This is a genomic window from Serinicoccus chungangensis, from assembly GCF_006337125.1.
In the GTDB taxonomy this organism is placed as follows: domain Bacteria; phylum Actinomycetota; class Actinomycetes; order Actinomycetales; family Dermatophilaceae; genus Ornithinicoccus; species Ornithinicoccus chungangensis.
Genome location: NZ_CP040887.1, coordinates 3,221,335 through 3,238,293 on the forward strand (window position 1 = coordinate 3,221,335; position 16,959 = coordinate 3,238,293).

General features: G+C 73.7%; 15 protein-coding genes. 6 read left to right on the forward strand and 9 right to left on the reverse strand.

The window, feature by feature from the left end:
• Nucleotides 1-7 precede the first annotated feature (7 nt).
• Both FHD63_RS14675 and FHD63_RS14680 read left to right on the forward strand, forming a co-directional pair.
• Nucleotides 8-1,012 carry an aldo/keto reductase family protein gene (locus FHD63_RS14675; protein ID WP_139722686.1) on the forward strand — a complete coding sequence of 335 codons (1,005 nt, stop codon included), beginning with the start codon at nucleotides 8-10 and terminating at the stop codon, nucleotides 1,010-1,012.
• A 97-nt stretch (nucleotides 1,013-1,109) separates the two neighbouring features.
• Entirely contained in the window at nucleotides 1,110-1,733 is a 624-nt protein-coding gene (locus tag FHD63_RS14680; protein ID WP_139722687.1) for a hypothetical protein, read from the forward strand.
• A gap of 19 nt (nucleotides 1,734-1,752) precedes the next feature.
• On the opposite strand, the gene FHD63_RS14685 is transcribed toward FHD63_RS14680, so the two are convergent.
• On the reverse strand, nucleotides 1,753-2,952 hold the full coding sequence (locus tag FHD63_RS14685; protein ID WP_158296809.1) for a glycoside hydrolase family 32 protein: 1,200 nt from the start codon (nucleotides 2,950-2,952) through the stop codon (nucleotides 1,753-1,755).
• Nucleotides 2,953-3,058: 106 nt separating this feature from the next.
• On the opposite strand from FHD63_RS14685, the gene FHD63_RS14690 reads away from it, so the two are divergent.
• Nucleotides 3,059-4,210 carry a MalY/PatB family protein gene (locus FHD63_RS14690; RefSeq protein WP_139722689.1) on the forward strand — a complete coding sequence of 384 codons (1,152 nt, stop codon included), beginning with the start codon at nucleotides 3,059-3,061 and terminating at the stop codon, nucleotides 4,208-4,210.
• A 234-nt stretch (nucleotides 4,211-4,444) separates the two neighbouring features.
• On the opposite strand, the gene FHD63_RS14695 is transcribed toward FHD63_RS14690, so the two are convergent.
• From FHD63_RS14695 to FHD63_RS14705, 3 genes are read right to left on the reverse strand one after another with little or no spacing between them, the layout of a single operon-like run.
• Complete coding sequence (locus FHD63_RS14695; protein WP_139722690.1) at nucleotides 4,445-5,371, reverse strand: matrixin family metalloprotease; 927 nt, start codon at nucleotides 5,369-5,371, stop codon at nucleotides 4,445-4,447.
• A gap of 51 nt (nucleotides 5,372-5,422) precedes the next feature.
• Entirely contained in the window at nucleotides 5,423-6,688 is a 1,266-nt protein-coding gene (locus tag FHD63_RS14700) for an MFS transporter (protein ID WP_139722691.1), read from the reverse strand.
• A 56-nt stretch (nucleotides 6,689-6,744) separates the two neighbouring features.
• Nucleotides 6,745-8,364 carry an SLC13 family permease gene (locus FHD63_RS14705; protein WP_139722692.1) on the reverse strand — a complete coding sequence of 540 codons (1,620 nt, stop codon included), beginning with the start codon at nucleotides 8,362-8,364 and terminating at the stop codon, nucleotides 6,745-6,747.
• Nucleotides 8,365-8,475: 111 nt separating this feature from the next.
• On the opposite strand from FHD63_RS14705, the gene FHD63_RS14710 reads away from it, so the two are divergent.
• A complete protein-coding gene (locus FHD63_RS14710) occupies nucleotides 8,476-9,510 on the forward strand; it encodes a saccharopine dehydrogenase (RefSeq protein ID WP_139722693.1) in 1,035 nt (344 codons plus the stop codon).
• A 64-nt stretch (nucleotides 9,511-9,574) separates the two neighbouring features.
• On the opposite strand, the gene FHD63_RS14715 is transcribed toward FHD63_RS14710, so the two are convergent.
• The 4 genes from FHD63_RS14715 to FHD63_RS14730 all read right to left on the reverse strand — a co-directional run bounded on the left by FHD63_RS14715 (nucleotide 9,575) and on the right by FHD63_RS14730 (nucleotide 14,126).
• The gene (locus FHD63_RS14715; protein WP_139722694.1) at nucleotides 9,575-10,138 is read right to left on the reverse strand and encodes a LiaF domain-containing protein; all 564 of its coding nucleotides are present in this window, start codon (nucleotides 10,136-10,138) and stop codon (nucleotides 9,575-9,577) included.
• A gap of 77 nt (nucleotides 10,139-10,215) precedes the next feature.
• Entirely contained in the window at nucleotides 10,216-11,451 is a 1,236-nt protein-coding gene (locus tag FHD63_RS14720; RefSeq protein ID WP_238705693.1) for an acyl-CoA dehydrogenase family protein, read from the reverse strand.
• A 32-nt stretch (nucleotides 11,452-11,483) separates the two neighbouring features.
• Nucleotides 11,484-12,281, reverse strand: a complete 798-nt coding sequence (locus tag FHD63_RS14725) for a PIG-L deacetylase family protein (RefSeq protein ID WP_139722695.1) — start codon at nucleotides 12,279-12,281, stop codon at nucleotides 11,484-11,486.
• Between the two features lie 63 nt (nucleotides 12,282-12,344).
• The gene (locus FHD63_RS14730) at nucleotides 12,345-14,126 is read right to left on the reverse strand and encodes an AMP-binding protein (protein WP_139722696.1); all 1,782 of its coding nucleotides are present in this window, start codon (nucleotides 14,124-14,126) and stop codon (nucleotides 12,345-12,347) included.
• An 87-nt stretch (nucleotides 14,127-14,213) separates the two neighbouring features.
• On the opposite strand from FHD63_RS14730, the gene FHD63_RS14735 reads away from it, so the two are divergent.
• Nucleotides 14,214-14,501 (forward strand): DUF3072 domain-containing protein, encoded by a 288-nt coding sequence (locus FHD63_RS14735; protein ID WP_139722697.1) that lies wholly within the window; start codon nucleotides 14,214-14,216, stop codon nucleotides 14,499-14,501.
• 73 nt (nucleotides 14,502-14,574) lie between these two features.
• Here FHD63_RS14735 and FHD63_RS14740 read toward each other — a convergent pair whose 3' ends face one another.
• Nucleotides 14,575-15,483: a LysR family transcriptional regulator gene (locus FHD63_RS14740; RefSeq protein WP_158296810.1), complete on the reverse strand. Its 909-nt coding sequence runs from the start codon at nucleotides 15,481-15,483 to the stop codon at nucleotides 14,575-14,577.
• Nucleotides 15,484-16,110: 627 nt separating this feature from the next.
• Here FHD63_RS14740 and FHD63_RS14745 point away from each other — a divergent pair.
• Complete coding sequence (locus FHD63_RS14745; protein ID WP_139722699.1) at nucleotides 16,111-16,932, forward strand: phosphotransferase enzyme family protein; 822 nt, start codon at nucleotides 16,111-16,113, stop codon at nucleotides 16,930-16,932.
• Nucleotides 16,933-16,959: the final 27 nt, after the last annotated feature.

The following is a 16,959-nucleotide window of genomic DNA, read 5'->3' on the forward strand; positions in this document are numbered from 1 at the left end:
GGGAGGTATGGAGTTCAGATTCCTCGGAAACAGCGGCCTCAAGATCAGCGAGATCACCTACGGCAACTGGCTCACCCACGGGAGCCAGGTCGAGAACGAGGTCGCGCACCAGTGCGTGCGAGCCGCGCTCGACGCCGGCATCAGCACCTTCGACACCGCGGACGTCTACGCCAACACCAAGGCGGAGTCCGTGCTCGGCGAGGCCCTCCAGGGCGAGCGCCGGGAGAGCCTGGAGATCTTCACCAAGGTCTACTGGCCGACCGGCCCGGGCGGCAAGAACGACACCGGCCTGTCCCGCAAGCACATCATGGAGTCGATCGACGGCAGCCTGTCCCGCCTGAAGACCGACTACGTCGACCTCTACCAGGCCCACCGCTACGACACGGAGACGCCGCTGGAGGAGACCATGCAGGCCTTCGCCGACGTCGTCCGCCAGGGCAAGGCGCTCTACATCGGCGTGAGCGAGTGGACCGCCGACCAGATCCGCGCCGGGCACGCGCTGGCCCAGGACCTGGGCATCCAGCTCATCTCCTCCCAGCCGCAGTACTCCATGCTGTGGCGGGTCATCGAGCCCGAGGTCGTGCCGACCTGCGAGGAGCTCGGGATCTCCCAGATCGTCTGGAGCCCGATGGCGCAGGGCGTGCTCTCCGGCAAGTACCTCCCCGGCCAGCAGCCCACCGAGGGCCGTGCCGCAGACGAGTCGATGGGCAAGGGCATGCAGGGCTTCATGCGGGACGAGACGCTGCGCGCCGTGCAGGAGCTCAAGCCGCTCGCCGAGGAGGCCGGCCTCACCATGCCGCAGCTGGCCGTCGCCTGGGTGCTCCAGAATCCCAACGTCGCCGCCGCGCTCGTGGGCGCCTCCAAGCCCTCGCAGGTCGAGGACAACGTCAAGGCCGCCGGTGTCACCCTCGACGCCGACCTCATGGCCAAGATCGACGACGCCGTCGGTGGCGTCGCCGAGAAGGACCCGGGCAAGACCGCGGAGAACGCCCCGCAGACCCGCGTCGCCTGAGCGGCACCGCACCGCGCGACCCGAGCGCCGCGTCCGGCACCGCCGGACGCGGCGCTCGGGCGTTGTGCGCTCCCGCCCGCGGTGGCAGTCTTGGACCATGAGACTGTCCGAGGTCTTCGCCCGCCACAGCGATGCTGGCGATGACGCACCGATGCTGGTCACCCCGGCCATCCGCCCCTCGGCCCGGGAGCAGCTCGCCACGCTGGAGCGCCTGGGGCTCTCCCCCCAGGACGGCGTCACCGAGGCCGACCTCCTCGCCGACGCGGAGGTGGCCCAGGCGGTGCGGCAGCACCCGTACGTCGCGGTCATGCACTGCCTGGCGCGCGACACCGACGGCGAGCTGACCCACCACCCGCACGTCACGACGGTCGACCTCGAGCACGTCGTCGGCCCCGACTCCTACCCCGACCTCGTGCGCAAGCTGGCCGCCGCGGCCGGCTCGACCGGCGAGCTCGGGGAGGTGCGCGGCGGCGTCGACCGCGAGCGCAACCGGTGGGTGGTCCGGTTCCGGCTCGGGCGCATCACCCGCGAGATCCACCCCCGCCTGGACCACGACTACGCCGACCTGGACGTGCTGCCGTGGATCTTCGACGCGGTCTGCCTGCCCGGGCAGGCCAGCGCCTACGTCCGGCACGGCCAGCGGATCACCGTCGCCTACGTGCCGCGGTGGCACGTGGACGAGCTCCAGCGGGTGCTGGACCGCTGGGCGTTCGCCGCCTGACCCCGCTCGCCCGCGGTCCTCAGACCGGGCCGGCCGGCGACGCCCAGCGCCACGGCACCGGGTCGCGGAAGGTGGCCGGCGGCCCCTGCGGGGGGTAGACCTCCAGGACCGCCCCGTCGACGAGGACGCGGGTGCCCTCGGGCAGGGACCGCACGCCGTGGCGCGGGTGCTCCAGCCGGGCGCCCGCGGCGCTGACCTCGAGGCTGAGCTGGCCCTCGAGGGCGGCGCCCTCCACGGGCTCGGCCCGCTGCCATGCCAGCCCCTGGGCGGCCAGCGGGTCCAGCAGCAGCCGGGGGGTGCCGTCCTCCAGCACCAGCCGGCGCGGCACCGTCATGCATCCGGCGTGGTCGCCCGCGCTCTCCTCCGGCCCGTCCTCGCGGACCCACCCCATGAGCCAGAAGCCCTCGCGGCCGTCCGGCGCGAGCTGCGGGGCGTAGAAGTCGGCCCCGTCGTCCAGCAGGTCGACGCGGTCGACGCCGAGCACCGGCCGCCCGGCGTCGTCGGACCCGTAGGCGCCCGTGCAGGCCATGACCTGCCCGAGCACACCGCGGTCGTGCAGGGAGACCACGAGCGAGGCCCGATCCCCCCACACCGCCAGCTGCGGGCACTCCCACACGTCCGCCGGCAGCGCCCCGGCGAGCGCCTCGTCGTCGCCGGTGAGCCAGACCCCGAGGTACTCCCACCGCTCGATGTCGTCGCAGCCGTAGAGCAGGATCACCGGCGTCCCCGACCGCAGCCCGGCGCCGAGCACGGCATACCGGTGCCCGCCGTGCCGGAAGACGAACGGGTCGCGCATGACGGCGACGTCGTCCACCTCGGGGGTGGTGGCGACGACCACCGGGTCGGACCACGTGTCGAGGTCCGCGTCCATCGACCAGCGCAGGCACACCGTGCTGTGGCCGTCGGCGCCGGTGACCCCGGAGTAGACGACGGCGGGTCGCTCGAGCCCGGTGACGAGGACCCCCGACCAGCAGCCGAAGCTGTCCGGCCCCTCGCTCTGGGGGGTGAAGGCGACCGGGTGCTCGCGCCACCGGAGCAGGTCGCTGCTGCTGGCGTGCCCCCAGGCGATCTGCCGGTGCCACGGGCCCTGCGGGTTGTGCTGGAAGAAGACGTGCCAGCGCCCCTGGTGGAAGACCATGCCGTTGGGGTCGTTGAGCCAGCCTCGGGCCGGGCGCAGGTGGTAGGCCGTGGGCGCTCCCCCGGTCGTGGACAGGCTCATCGGTGCTCCTCGCTCAGGCACGGTCCGCGGGCGACCTGCCGCGACGTCCCGCCCACTGTGCGAGAGGCCGCGGAGGGTGTCAACCCGCACCTGAGAGGCTGGTCCCATGGCCTCGCCCTTCGACCTCACGCTCGAGCAGATGCGCACCCACCGCAGCGCCAAGTGGAGCCGCGTCCCCGACGACGTGCTCCCCGCCTGGACCGCCGAGATGGACGTCCGCACCGCACCCGCGATCAGCGCCGCGCTGCACACCGCGGTCGAGCGCAGCGACCTCGGGTATGCCGGGGACCCCACCCCGGTGGTCGACGCCTTCGCCGGTTTCGCCCGGGACGTCTGGGGCTGGGAGACCCAGGGGACGCCGGGGCGGGTGCGCCTGTTCGCCGATGTCGGCCAGGCCGCCAAGGAGACCCTGCGGGCCCTCACCTCCCCCGGCGACGCGGTCGTCCTCAACCCGCCGGTCTACCTCTCGTTCTACCCCTGGCTGCGCGAGCTGGGCCTGGAGGCGCTCGAGGTCCCGATGCTCGACGTGGCCGACGGCGGCCGGCTGGACCTGGAGGCCATGGGCCGCGCGCTCGCCGACGGCGCCCGGGTCGTGCTCCTGTGCAGCCCGCACAACCCGCTGGGCTACGTCTACCCGCGTGCGGAGCTCGCCGCGCTCGCCGACCTCGCGGCGCAGCACGACGCGGTCGTCGTCGCCGACGAGATCCACGCCCCGCTCGTGCACCCCTCCAGCCCGCAGCCCTTCGTGCCCTTCCTCACCGTGAGCGAGGCGGCCCGCCGGGTGGGCATCGCGCTGCACTCGCCGTCCAAGGCCTGGAACACGGCCGGGCTGAAGCTGGCGCTCGGGGTCACCGCCGTCGAGGGCCGGTGGCCCCGGCGCCAGCCCGAGACCGACTGGGCGCCGAGCATCCTGGGCCAGTACGCCGCCGTCGCCGCCTACACGGAGGGGCGCGACTGGCTGGACGCCGCCGTCGCCGAGATCGAGGCGCGCACCCACGCCCTGCCCGCCCTCCTCGCCGAGCACCTGCCGGGCGTGCGGTTCACCCCCGGCCACGCGTCCTACCTCGCCTGGCTGGACTGCCGCGACCTCGGCCTCGGGGACGACCCGGCCCAGACCTTCCTCGAGCGCGGGCGGGTGCTGCTCTCGCCCGGGCCGGCCTTCGGTGCCGGCGGCGCCGGCTTCGCCCGGCTCAACATCGGCACCAGCGAGGAGCTCGTCCACGAGGCCGTCCGCCGCATGGCCTCCGCCCTCCCCTGACGCAGCACACGCCCTGCCCGACCCGACCCGTCCTCCCCCCCTTCCTGCACCGGACGCGCGCTCCGGCCGCACCGGACGCGCCGTCAGACCACACCAGACTCGTGCTCCGGCCGCACCGGACGCACCGTCAGGCCACACCAGACGCGTGCTCCGGCCGCACCGGACGCACCGTCAGACCACACCAGACGCGTGCTCCGGCCGCACCGGACGCGTGATCGACGGCCGCGGGCCCGCTCAGCCGCAGTCGATCGCCCCCAGCCTGGCCAGCCCCTCCAGGTCACCCGCCCCGAAGCCGGTCTGGCCGATGTTGACCGCCGCCATGAGCTCGCCCGGGTCGTCCACGTGGTCCAGGCCCAGGACGTGGCCCAGCTCGTGGTCGAGCACCAGCGCGGTCTCCGTCGCGCCGCCGAGATCCTCCCGGTCCAGGACGACCGCGCCGCTGACGAGGGACTTGCGGCCCGAGACCCCCTCGGTCACGACGACGGGGCCACCGAGGCCGGCCGTGCGCCCGGTGAGCGCCGGCACCTGGGCCGCGGTCGACCAGGTGATGAGCACCGGGTCGCGGGGGGACCGCGGCTGGTCGAAGGTGTCCTCGCTCTCCCCCACGAGCTCGAGCAGCAGCCCGGTGGCGGCGGAGACGCGGGCCAGGGACCCCTCCACGACCTCCTCGTAGCCCCGGGGCGCGCCGTCCGGGTTGACGGCGACCTCCACCGACCGGCAGGGCGAGAAGCCGACCGGGTCCTCGGACGCGGTCTGGGTGTAGAGGAAGGCGTGCTCACCGGTCTGCGACACCGTCACCTCGGGGAGCAGCCGCGAGCCCTCCTCGCCCAGCCCCCCGAGCGGCCCGCCACCCAGCGGGGTGGCCTCCTGCACCACGGCACCGACCTCGTCGGCCCACGCCACGGGCTCGTCGGCACCGCCTCCGGTCACCAGGTCGCCCACCCGGCCGAGCAGCGCCGAGGACTGCGCGGGGAAGGCCACGGCGGCGGCGACCCCGACCAGCACGACCAGCCAGCCCCCACCATGGCGTCGTCGCCGTCGACGCGGGGGCGGGGAGGACGGGATGACGCCCAGGCCGTAGATCTCGTCCCACCGGTCGAGCTCGGCCAGGCGCCGCTCCATCCCCCGCGCCCGACGGCGCCGCGCCATCGGCTCGAACATGGGCACATCCTGCCGCACGTCGGTCCCGGCCGCCTCCAGGTATGCCGTCCCTCACGCCTCGCGCGGCGGCGTCACCTTGCTGCGGGCGTAGCGGAAGGGCTCGCGCGGGGGCCGGGTGAGCAGGTCGGCGGTGAAACGGCTGCGGGCCAGCAGGACGAGCAGGCCGGCGACGGCGAAGCAGGCAGCCGCCACCGCCCAGGTCAGCGGGAAGCCCGCCGCCTGCGAGAGGCCACCGAGCAGCGCCGGCCCCAGCGCACCGCCCGCGAAGGCGCCCGCCTGGACCGCGCCCGAGGCCTGCGCCGGGTTGTCCCGACCCAGGCGCGCCACGGCATACAGCAGCAGACCGGGCCAGGACCACCCGATGCTGAAGGCCAGCAGACCGAAGACCCACACCGCCCAGGGCTCGGCCACCACCAGCCCGGCGCAGGCCAGCGCCCCGACCCCCATCTGGGTGGCGACGACCGGCAGGTTGGCCCCGTGGCGGTGGTCCGCCCGCCACCCGGAGAAGACCCGGACCGCGATCGAGCCCCCCGACCCCAGGGCCATGAGCACCCCGGTCTGGGAAGGGCTGAGCCCCACCTCGAAGCCCCACGAGGCGGCGAACGCCCCGACGAAGTTGGCGGCCGCGCTGGCGAAGGTGATGGCCAGCGCCGCGAGCACGAGCGGGAGCGTCGGTGGCGACTCGAGCAGCTCCGGCAGGGACACCGGGGCGCCGGCCCCGCGCCGCCCCCGCCGGCGCTCCCGGACGAGCACGGCCACGGCCCCGCCCACGACCACCGTCCCCAGGACGGCGGTGATGAGGAAGGTGGAGCGCCACCCCCACAGCGCCCCGGTCGTCGGCACCGCCAGCCCGCCGAGCATGATCGCGAGCGGCACCGCCGACTGCTTCACCCCGAAGCCCAGCCCCCGCCGCCCCGGCGGCAGCGTGCGCGCCATGAGCAGGTTGGCGGTCGCCTGCGAGGCCGCGTTGCCCAGGCCGAGGACGACCATGACGAGCATGAGCGTCCACCAGCCGCGGGCCAGCACCGTCATGGCCACCCCGCCGCCGGCCACGAGCACGCCGGCGGCGAGCAGCAGCCGACCCCGGCCCAGCCGGTCCACGACCCCGGAGGTCGACAGCGTGGCCACCGCCGCGGTCGCGAAGAAGACGCTGACGGCCACCCCGAAGGCGCCCAGCCCCAGCCCGAGGTCCTCGCGGATCCGGACGGCCTGGGCACCCAGGAGGAAGGGAGGGATGGCGCCCAGCGTGGTGATCGCCGAGGCGAGCACCATGACCAGGGCGGAGCGACCGCGACGAGGGGCTGCTGGCCTGACCACGCGGGCGCGTCGCCCCCTCTCTGCCGTCGTGCGGTATGCCGCCCGCCGGCTCCCTCCTAGAGCACCAGCCCCAGGGCGAAGGGTCCGATCAGCACCGTGAAGAGGGTGATGAGGACCACGCCGACGACGTTGAGGACGATTCCACCACGCGCCATCTCCTGGATCTTCACCGCCCCCGTGCCGAAGACGATCGCGTTGGGCGGCGTGCCGACCGGGAGCATGAAGGCGCAGGTCGCGGCCAGCGCGGCCGGGATGAGCAACGTCATCGGGTCCACGCCGATGCCGACGGCGACCCCGCCGAGCACCGGGATGAAGGTCGCGGCCGTGGCGGTGTTGCTGGTCACCTCGGTGAGGAACAGCACGATGGTCACGACGGCGGCGAGCAGCAGCACGATCGGCAGCGCCCCGAGCCCGGTCACCTGGGTGCCGAACCACTCGTCGAGCCCGGTGCCGGCCACCGCGGCGGCCAGGCTGAGGCCACCGCCGAAGAGCAGCAGCACGCCCCAGGGCAGGCCCTCCTCCGCGTCGTCCCACTCCAGCGTCATCCGGCCCTCGCGGTCACCGGGGACGAGGAAGAGGACCAGCCCGGCGCCGATGGCGATGGCGGTGTCGTCGAGCTCGCCCAGCCAGGCGGCGGACTCCGCCAGGGCGGGGATGTTGACCAGCAGACCGGGGACGATCCACAGGAAGGCCGCACCGCAGAAGACGGTGAGCACGACCTTCTCGCCCTGGCTCATCGGCCCGAGCTGGTCGATCTCGTGGTCGATGAGCTCGCGCCCGCCGGGGATCTCCTCCAGCTTGAAGCGGAACATGAGGCGGGTGATGAGCAGCCAGGCGAGGGCGATGAAGACCACGACGATCGGCACGCCCAGCAGCATCCAGGCGAGGAAGCCGACCTCCTGGTCGAGCTCGTCGGCGAGGTAGCCGGCGACGATGGCGTTGGGCGGGCTGCCGAGCAGCGTGCCCAACCCGCCGATGGAGGCGGACCAGGCGATGGAGAGCACGAGCGCGACCCCGAAGAGCCGGACGTCCGGGTCGTTGACGACGTCGCTCACCGCGCGGCCCGCACGCACCTCATCGGCCACGTCACCGTCGGCCATGTCCGCCGAGGAGGAGGCCGCCTGGCGGCTGTTCTCCACGACGAGGGCGAGCACCGAGATGCCGATGGGCAGCATCATCAGGGTGGTCGCGGTGTTGGAGACCCACATCGACAGGAAGGCCGTCGAGATCATCATCCCGAGGATGATCCGCCGCGGGTGGGTGCCGACCCGGCGCAGCGTCAGGAGCGCGATGCGCCGGTGCAGGTTCCACTTCTGCATGGCGATGGCGATGAGGAAGCCACCGAGGAAGAGGAAGACGATGGAGTTGGCGTAGGGAGCCGTCGCGTCCGCGACCCCGAGGCCGGTGAGCGGCGGGATGAGCACGATCGGCAGCAGCGAGGTCGCCGCCAGCGGGATCGCCTCGGTCATCCACCAGACGGCCATGAGCACCGCGATCGCCGCCACGAAGCGGGCGTCCCCGGACATCTCCGCCCCCCCGAGCAGCAGGTAGACCAGCGCGGCCAGACCGATGCCCCCGAGCCGGAACGCCCACGTCCGACCGGCCGGCCGGGGTGGCTCGCGGTCGCTCGGCTCGTAGTCGTACTCGCCCTGCTCCCGCACGATCTCGCTGCTCATCCGTCCAGCCCCTCTCACGCCGATGTGACCGGGCTCAACCTAACGCACGGCCGGTCCTGGTCGACGCACGTTGACGCAGGGAGAAGGTCGGAGTCGTCATATTCTGGACGTATGAGTCGCCCCCACCTGTGGATCCGCGCCGAGGCCCGCCCGGGCGAGCAGCGCGTGCCGATCGTCCCCGCCGACGCCGCCCGCCTGGTGGCCGACGGGTATGTCGTGACGGTCGAGGAGTCGCCGAGCCGGGTCGTCGACCTGGAGGACTACGTCGAGGCCGGGTGCTCGGTGGCGCCCTACGGATCGTGGATCGACGCCCCCGAGGGCGCGGTCGTCGTGGGCATCAAGGAGCTGCCGGAGGACCCGGCCGACCTGGCGCACACCCACGTGTTCTTCGCCCACGCCTACAAGGGGCAGGAGGGTGCCGACGTCACGCTGGACCGCTTCCGGCGCGGCGGCGGCGAGCTGCTGGACGTGGAGTACCTCACGCTCGACGGCCGGCGGGTCGTCGCCTTCGGCTTCTGGGCGGGGTATGTCGGCGCCGCCCTCTCCGTGCTGCGGCACCGTGGTCTGCTGGACGGCGGGGTGGCCCCCATGGCGCGGGAGGACCTGGACGCCCAACTGCGCGGCAGCGCCGAGGGCCGCGAGCCCGAGCGGGCGCTGGTCATCGGCGCCCGCGGGCGCTCCGGCCGCGGGGCGGTCGAGGCGCTCGAGCTGGCCGGGTGCGCGGTCACGCGGTGGGACCGCGTCGACACCGTGGAGCTGGACAAGGCGGCCCTGCTCGACCACGACATCCTCGTCAACTGCGTGGTGAGCAACACCCCGCGGGAGCCGTTCGTGGCCCCGGCCGACGTCCCCGCGCCGCGTCGGCTGCGCACCATCGGCGACGTGACCTGCGACGTCACCTCGGACAACAACCTGCTGCCGGTCAACACCGCCATCACCTCGTGGGCCGAGCCGGTGCGCGACGTGGGCACGGCGCAGAACCCGCTCGACGTCATCGCCATCGACAACCTGCCCTCGCTGCTGCCGCTGGAGTCCTCGATCAGCTTCTCCGCCGAGCTCACCCCGCTGCTGGAGGACCTCGCCGAGCGGCGCGGCCCCTGGGCCGCGAGCCTGGAGTGGTTCCGCCGGCACGTGCCGCTGGGCTGACCCCCGCCCGGCGCCACCCCTGACGGCGACGGACGCCGCGAAGGCGGGTGCGGCGCTCCGGGGCTCAGCGCTTCTGGGTCCAGCGCCAACCGCGCGGCGGCCTGGACCCGTCGTCCGGGGGCATCGTCCGGACACGCACGTCCCCGAGCAGGCTCGTGGCGTTGACCCGCACGCACGCCCCCGTCTCGGGGACCCCGTCGGCGGCGGGGTCGACGTCGTGGCGCAGGTCCCCCAGGAGGGTGAACCCCTGCAGCTCCACCCGGGTCCCCGCCGGCACGACGAGCTTGACGTCGCCCAGCCCGGTGTAGGTCGAGATCTCCAGGGTCTCCCCGGGCCGGAGCACCTCGCGCAGGTCCAGCCTGACGTCGCCGAGGAACATCAGGAGCGTCGTCCGCTCGGCGACCTGCCAGGAGCCGGTGCGGGTGATGTCGCCCATGAGCGTGCCCATCGTCTGGCTCGACTGCCGGGCCGGGACCGGGGAGCCCGCGGGCCTCGCCAGGCCGGGCGGGTCCCCCACCTCCTCGCGCGGCACCGGACGCTCCCCCGGCTGCGGGATGGCCGGTCTCCAGTCGTGCGGGACCTCGGACGGTCCCTCGGGTGACGGACCGGGGGTGGTGGGGTTCGCCATACCTCGTCACCCTAGCCCTGGTGACGGCGCCGTGGCGGTGACACCCGTCACCTCACCCCGGCGACGCCCGGGTCGGGTCAGCGGAAGGCGCTGGTGCCCGTCACCGCGCGACCGACCAGGAGGGACTGGACGGTCCGGCTGCCCTCGTAGGTGTAGGTCGCCTCGAGGTCGGCGAAGTGCCGCGCGACGTGGTGGTCGAGCAGGATGCCGTTGCCGCCGAGCATGTCCCGGGCGGTCGCGACCACCTCACGGGCCGCGGTGGTCGTGTGCAGCTTGGCCATCGCCGCGTGCTCGATGGTGCAGCGGCCCTGGTCCTCGAGCTGGCTCATCCTCGTGCACATGAGCTGCATGGAGGTGATGAGGGTGACCATCCGCGCGAGGTCGTCCTGGATGAGCTGGTTCTTGGCCAGCGGACGGCCGAACTGCTCCCGGCGCAGGGCGTAGGTCAGCGCGCCCTCGTAGGCCGCGACCGCGTGGCCGACGGCCTCCCACGCCACCGCCTGGCGCGACCGGGCCAGCACCCGGTTGGTGTCGGCGAAGGTGCGGGCCTCCGCGAGCCGGTTCTCGGCCGGGACCCGCACCCCGTCGAGGCGGATGTGGGCCTGCCACACCCCACGGTTGCTGATCTTGCCGCCGATGACCCGCGCGTCCCAGCCGTCCCGCTGCTGCGGCGACTCGACGACGAAGCCACCCACGTCGCCGTCGTCGTCCCGCGCCCAGACCACCACGAGGTCGGCGACGGAGCCGTTGCCGATCCACCGCTTGGCCCCGTCGAGCACCCACTGGTCGCCGTCCCGCCGCGCCCGCGTCTCCATGCTCACGACGTCCGAGCCGTGCGTGGGCTCGGTGAGGGCGACGGCGCCGACCGTCTCCACCCGGGCCATCCCCGGCAGCCAGCGCTGCCGCTGCTCCTCGCTGCCCAGGAGGTGGACGGAGGTCATCGCCAACCCGGAGTGGACCGCGTTGAAGGTCGCGATGGAGCCGTCACCCCGGGCCAGCTCGGCGCACATCATGCCGTCGGCGAGAGCGGACACCCCGGCGCAGCCGTATCCCTGGATCGACGCACCGGCCACCCGGGTCGCGGCATACCCCGGCACCATCTCGGCGGGGTAGCGCGCGGCCTCCCACCACTCCTGCGCGGCCGGCACGACCGCCTCGTCGCACCAGCGGCGCACCCCGTCGCGCAGCTCGCGCTCCTGCCCGGTGAGCAGCTCGTCGAGCTGCAGGAAGTCGGTCCCGCGCGAGAGCCCCAGGTCGGCGCCCTCCGGCACCCCTCGGTCGGACTCCGGCATCGGCTGGGGCAGGTCGCTCATCCTCCGAGGGTATGCCGCACGACCGGGGGCGCTCAGGCCAGGGGATGCCCGTGGGTCAGGCCGGGCGCACGGGCGGGCTCGACGAACCACTCGTCGCCGAACATCGCCGCGAACTGCTCGGAGGGCATGCCGAGCATCCACCCGACGTCCTCCTGGCTGGCGTGCGCCGAGAGGGCCGCCCGCTTGGTGGCCATGACCTCGCGCACGTCGACGTGCCAGTGGATCTCCGCCTCGGGGGTGCCCATGGGGTTGCCGTCGTCGGCCGGGCCGTCCGGGTCGAAGTCCTCGTCCTCGCCGATCGTGCCGGCCTGCCTCGCCGCCTCGACCATCCGGCGGACGTGGTCACGGTTCATGGTGTTCTCCAGCAGCCGCGGGCGGCGGGCGGCCAGCTCGGCCGCCCGGTGCGCGACCGCGTGCACCTTGACGTGGTCGGGGTGGCCGTAGCCGCCGTGCCAGTCGTAGCCGACGAGGACGTCGGCGCCCTCCTCGTCGAGGATCGCCGCCAGCCGGCGCGCCGCCTCGTCGGTGTCGGCGGAGTGGAAGGACCGCTCGTGCGCGTTCTGCTCCCACCCGGTCATGCCCGAGTCGGCGTAGCCCAGCCAGGCGATGCGGTCCGTCCCGAGCACCTGCCCGGCGGCCTGCGCCTCGGCGCGCCGCCGGTCGACGACGGTCTCGCCCTCGCGCAGGTCGGGCGGCTGGGTGCCGTGGTCGCCGTGGGTGGCGAAGACGATGACCACCCGGTGGCCGGCGTCGACGGCCAGCCGCGTCGTGCCCGCGGTGCCGCTGGCCTCGTCGTCGGGATGGGCGTGCAGGAGGACGATCGTGCTCACGGGATCACGATAGGTGGCCCGGCCGACAGGCCTGTCATCCGCGACCGTGCCCGCCCCGGGGCCTCACCCCCGCAGGTCGGGGAAGTCGCTGTCGCGCCACTCGGTCGGGGCACCGGCGGCTCCGCCCGCCGTGGCGGCCGCGGTGCCGGCAGCCTCGTCCCCGCCCGCGCCGGAGGCCAGCTCCTCCTCCCGGGCCCGCAGCTCGACCCGACGGATCTTGCCGCTGATCGTCTTGGGCAGCTCGGAGAACTCCAGCCGGCGGACCCGCTGCCAGGGCTGCAGGTGCTCCCGGGCGTGGGCCAGGATCGAGCGCGCGGTCTCGGCGGTGGGCTCGTGGCCGGCGACCAGGGTGACGTAGGCCTTGGGCACCGACAGGCGCACCTCGTCGGGCGCGGGCACCACGGCCGCCTCGGCGACCGCCGGGTGCTCGATGAGCACCGACTCCAGCTCGAACGGGCTGATCTTGTAGTCGCTGGCCTTGAAGACGTCGTCGGTGCGTCCGACGTAGGTGATCATGCCGGCGCCGTCCCGCTCCGCGACGTCCCCGGTGTGGTAGAACCCGCCGGTCATGGCCTCGGCGTTCCGCTCGTCATCACCCTGGTAGCCGGTCATCAGCGCGACCGGCGAGGCGGACAGGTCGAGGCAGATCTCGCCCTCGCCCGGGCCCTCGACCAGCCGACCGGTCTGCGGGTCGACGAGCACGGAGGGGATGCCGGGCAGCGGCATCCCCATCGAGCCGGGCTTGACCCGGTCCCCCGGGCAGTTGCCGATCTGCGCGGTGGTCTCGGTCTGGCCGTAGCCGTCGCGCAGGGTCAGCCCCCACTGCCGCTGCACCTGGGTGATGACCTCGGGGTTGAGCGGCTCACCTGCGCCGATGACCTCGCGCAGGGCGCCGGGGCCACCGGAGAGGTCGGCGTTGATGAGCATGCGCCAGACCGTCGGCGGGGCGCAGAGGCTGGTGACCCGGTGGCGTCGCACGACGTCGAGGAGGGTGTCGGGGTCGAACCGTCGGTAGGCGTGGACGAGGATCGTCGCCTCGGCGATCCACGGGGCGAAGAAGCAGCTCCACGCGTGCTTGGCCCAGCCGGGGCTGGAGATGTTGAGGTGCACGTCGCCGGGCCGCAGGCCCAGCCAGTAGGTCGTCGAGAGGTGGCCGACCGGGTAGCTCACCTGGGTGTGCTCGACGAGCTTGGGCCGGTTGGTGGTGCCGGAGGTGAAGTAGAGCAGGAGACGGTCGTCGGGGCCGGTGCCCGGGTGCTCGGCGTGGCTGACGTGCTCGCTGTATGCCGTGCGCAGGTCGGTCCAGCCGGCCGCCTCCCCCACGGACAGGCGGGCGTAGTCGCCGGGCACGTCGTCGAACCGGTCCGTGTCGGCGGCGTCGACGACCACGGCGCGGGCGCCGCCACGCTCCAGCCGGTCGCGCAGGTCGGACGGGCCGGCCGCGGTCGTGGTCGGCATGAGGACGGCCCCCAGCTTCATCACCCCGAGCATGGTGTCCCACAGCTCGACCTGGTTGCCCAGCATGACCATGACGCTGTCGCCGCGGCCGATGCCCTGGTGGGCCAGCAGCGCCGCGACCTGGTCGGAGCGGGTGGCGACCTCGTCGAAGGTGAGCGTCTGGTCGCTGCCGTCCTCCTGGACGACGACGAGCGCGGGCGCGTCGTTGCCGCGCGCGATCGCGTCGAACCAGTCCACCGCCCAGTTGAAGCGCTCCCCCACGTCCGGGTAGCGGAACTCCTCCCGCGCCCGGCCCGGGTCGCCGTAGAGCTCGAGGAGCCGGTCACGCGCGGCGAGGTAGGTCGGGTGGGGTGAGCGGGTGGGCTGGTCGGTCGACGTCGGCGTCATACCTCCATCCCTACACCGGGGCGGGTATGCCTGTCAGCAGGAGTCTTGGCCGCGCCTCTGTCGGACCCCCGCCCTAGAGTCGGTCCCATGACGAACCCCATCGACGACCAGACCCCGCCCGACACCGGTGCGGACGGCGACGCCGAGGTGCTGGGCGCCCCCAGCCCGCAGTCCCCGGACGACCAGCTGGAGCGCGACCCGCAGGACTGGACCACCGGTGACGACCCCGCCACCGAGGCCCAGAAGTCCTACCTCGACCGCCTCGCCGGCGCCGCCGGTGAGCAGATCCCGGCCGAGGGCCTGACCAAGGCACAGGCCTCCGAGCACATCGACCGCCTCCAGTCCGCGACCGGCATGGAGCCGCGCGAGTCCTGACCCCGGCCACCGACCGGCCCCGACCCGGCCACGCGGCTCGCCCGTGGCCGGGCGCGCAGGGCCGGTGCGGTGCTCACGCGCCCCCGGAGCCCCAGGCCTGACGGATCTGGGCGGCCACCGAGGCCACCGCCGGCCGTCGTTCGCTGGAGTCGCGGTGGACCAGCATCACGCGGCGGGTGGGTGGGTCCTTGACCGGCAGGGCGACGACCGCCTCGGGCAGTTCGGGCCGGCCCAGACGCGGCATGAGACCGATGCCGAACCCTGCCTCGACGAGGGCGATCTTGCTGGGATGGGTGTCGGCGGTCGCGGCGATCCGGTAGTCGAGGTGCCGCTCGCGCAGGGCGGTGAGCAGCCAGTCGCTGAAGACCCCCGGTGAGTCGTCGACCCAGTCCCGTCCCCCGCAGTCACGCAGGTCGACGATGCCGTTGCGCCCGATCCGCAGGTCGTGGTCGTGCCGGGCGATGAGGTCGACGACGTCGTTGCCGAGGACGTCGGAGACCAGACCCTCCGGCAGGGCCTTGTGGTAGTCCGTCCAGTCGTGGACCACGGCCAGGTCGACCTCGCCGCGCCGCAGCGCCCGCAGCGACCCCTCCGGGGTGAGCTCGCGCACGGTCAGGCGCAGCAGCGGGTAGAGCTCGCGCAGGGTGGGCACGGTCGGCGCCAGCAGCCCGACGATGCCGGTGGGGAACGAGGAGAGCACGAGGGGGCCCGACACGTCGCTCGTCAGGTGCTCCAGCTCGGCTCGCGCGGCCTCGTCCAGCTGCTCCACCTGCGCGGCCAGCCGGACCAGCACCTCCGCCGCGTCGGTGGGGACGACGTTGCGGCCGCGCCGCACGAGGACGGGTTGCCCGGCCTCCTTCTGGAGGCGGGTCAGCTGCTGGCTGACCGCCGAGGCGGTGAGGCCCAGACGGTCGGCCGCGGCCAGCACCGTGCCCTCCTCGACGACGGCCTTGAGACTCACCAGGTGCTCGGGGGAGAACATGCAGCACATCTTACACATACCCATAAGTAATGTTCGTTTGTGCTAAAGAAAGAAGGGTGTCAGAGTAGTACCTGTCAGTCCCCGGCACGAAGAAAGGTGGCCATCATGACCGCTCTGTCCAAGGCTTTCCGCAGCAGCACGCACGTGATCCTCGAGATCGGTCGCTCCTGGCGCCCGATCGAGCACATCCGCGGCTGACCTGACGCCGTCCGAAGCCGCCTCCGGGGAGTCCCCCCAGGGGCGGCTTCTCGCATGTCAGGAGGCATGCGGCCGGTGACGACCGCCGGGCGCCGAGGGGTCCGACGCGGCCGGCGGGACACCCGCCAGCCCTTCGCCCACCATGAAGCAGAACTGATGGGTATCGGTAAGCAATGTCCGTTTGTGCTAAAGCACGAATCCTGTCAGAGTAGAACCTGTCAGACCCCGACACGAAGAAAGGTGGCCATCATGACCGCTCTGTCCCAGGCTCTCCGCAGCAGCACCCACGTGATCCTCGAGATCGGTCGCTCCTGGCGCCCGATCGAGCACATCCGCGGCTGACCTCACGCCTTCCGAAGCCGCCCCCGGGACCACTCCCGAGGGGCGGCTTCTGCGTGTCCGGCACGGAGGTCGGCCTAGGCTGGTCCGATGCCGCTGACGACCACCCAGCAGGCCCTGCTCGACACCTGGCTGCCCGGGCACACGGTGCTCGGCGACCACTCGTGGGGGCTCGTCAGCACCACCGTGCTCCAGGTGCGCCACCTCGGTCGGGACCTGACCGTGAAGGCCAGCTCCCCCGACGACCACCACCTCGGGCGGGAGGTCGTCGCCCACCGCGAGCTCACCGCCCCGCTCCTGCCCGACCGCGCACCGACGCTCGTCCGGGCCGACCTCGACGCCCACCTGCTCGTGGCGACGTGGCTGCCCGGCCGCCTGGTGCAGGGCACGCCTGCCGAGCACGACCCCGCGAGCTACCACCAGGCCGGGGAGCTGCTCAGCCGGCTGCACGGGCAGTCCTCCCGCACCGACGAGGACTGGCTGGAGCAGCAGCGGGTCCGCACCGCCCGCTGGCTCGCCCGCCCGCACCGCATCCCCCGGGCCCACGTCGACCGCGTCGAGCGACGGCTCGCGAGCTGGCCGGTCGGCCCGGTCACGCTCACCCCCACCCACGGGGACTTCCACCCCCGCAACTGGGTGGTGGAGGACGGCACGGTGTCGGTCATCGACTTCGGCCGGGCGCAGTGGCGGCCCCCCGCCACCGACCTGGCCCGGATGGAGCCCCGCCAGTGGCGGGCCGACCCTCGCCTGGAGGCCGCGTTCCTCGAGGGCTACGGAGCGGACCCGCGCCCGGGCTGGTGGCCCGACCTCCTGCTCGCCGAGGCGGTGGGCACCGCGGTGTGGGCGCACCAGGTCGGCGACGAGGCCTTCGAGCAGGAGGGGCTCCAGCAGCTCGCCGAGCTGACCGCCTGAGGGGACGTCGCGCGCCCCGTCGACCCC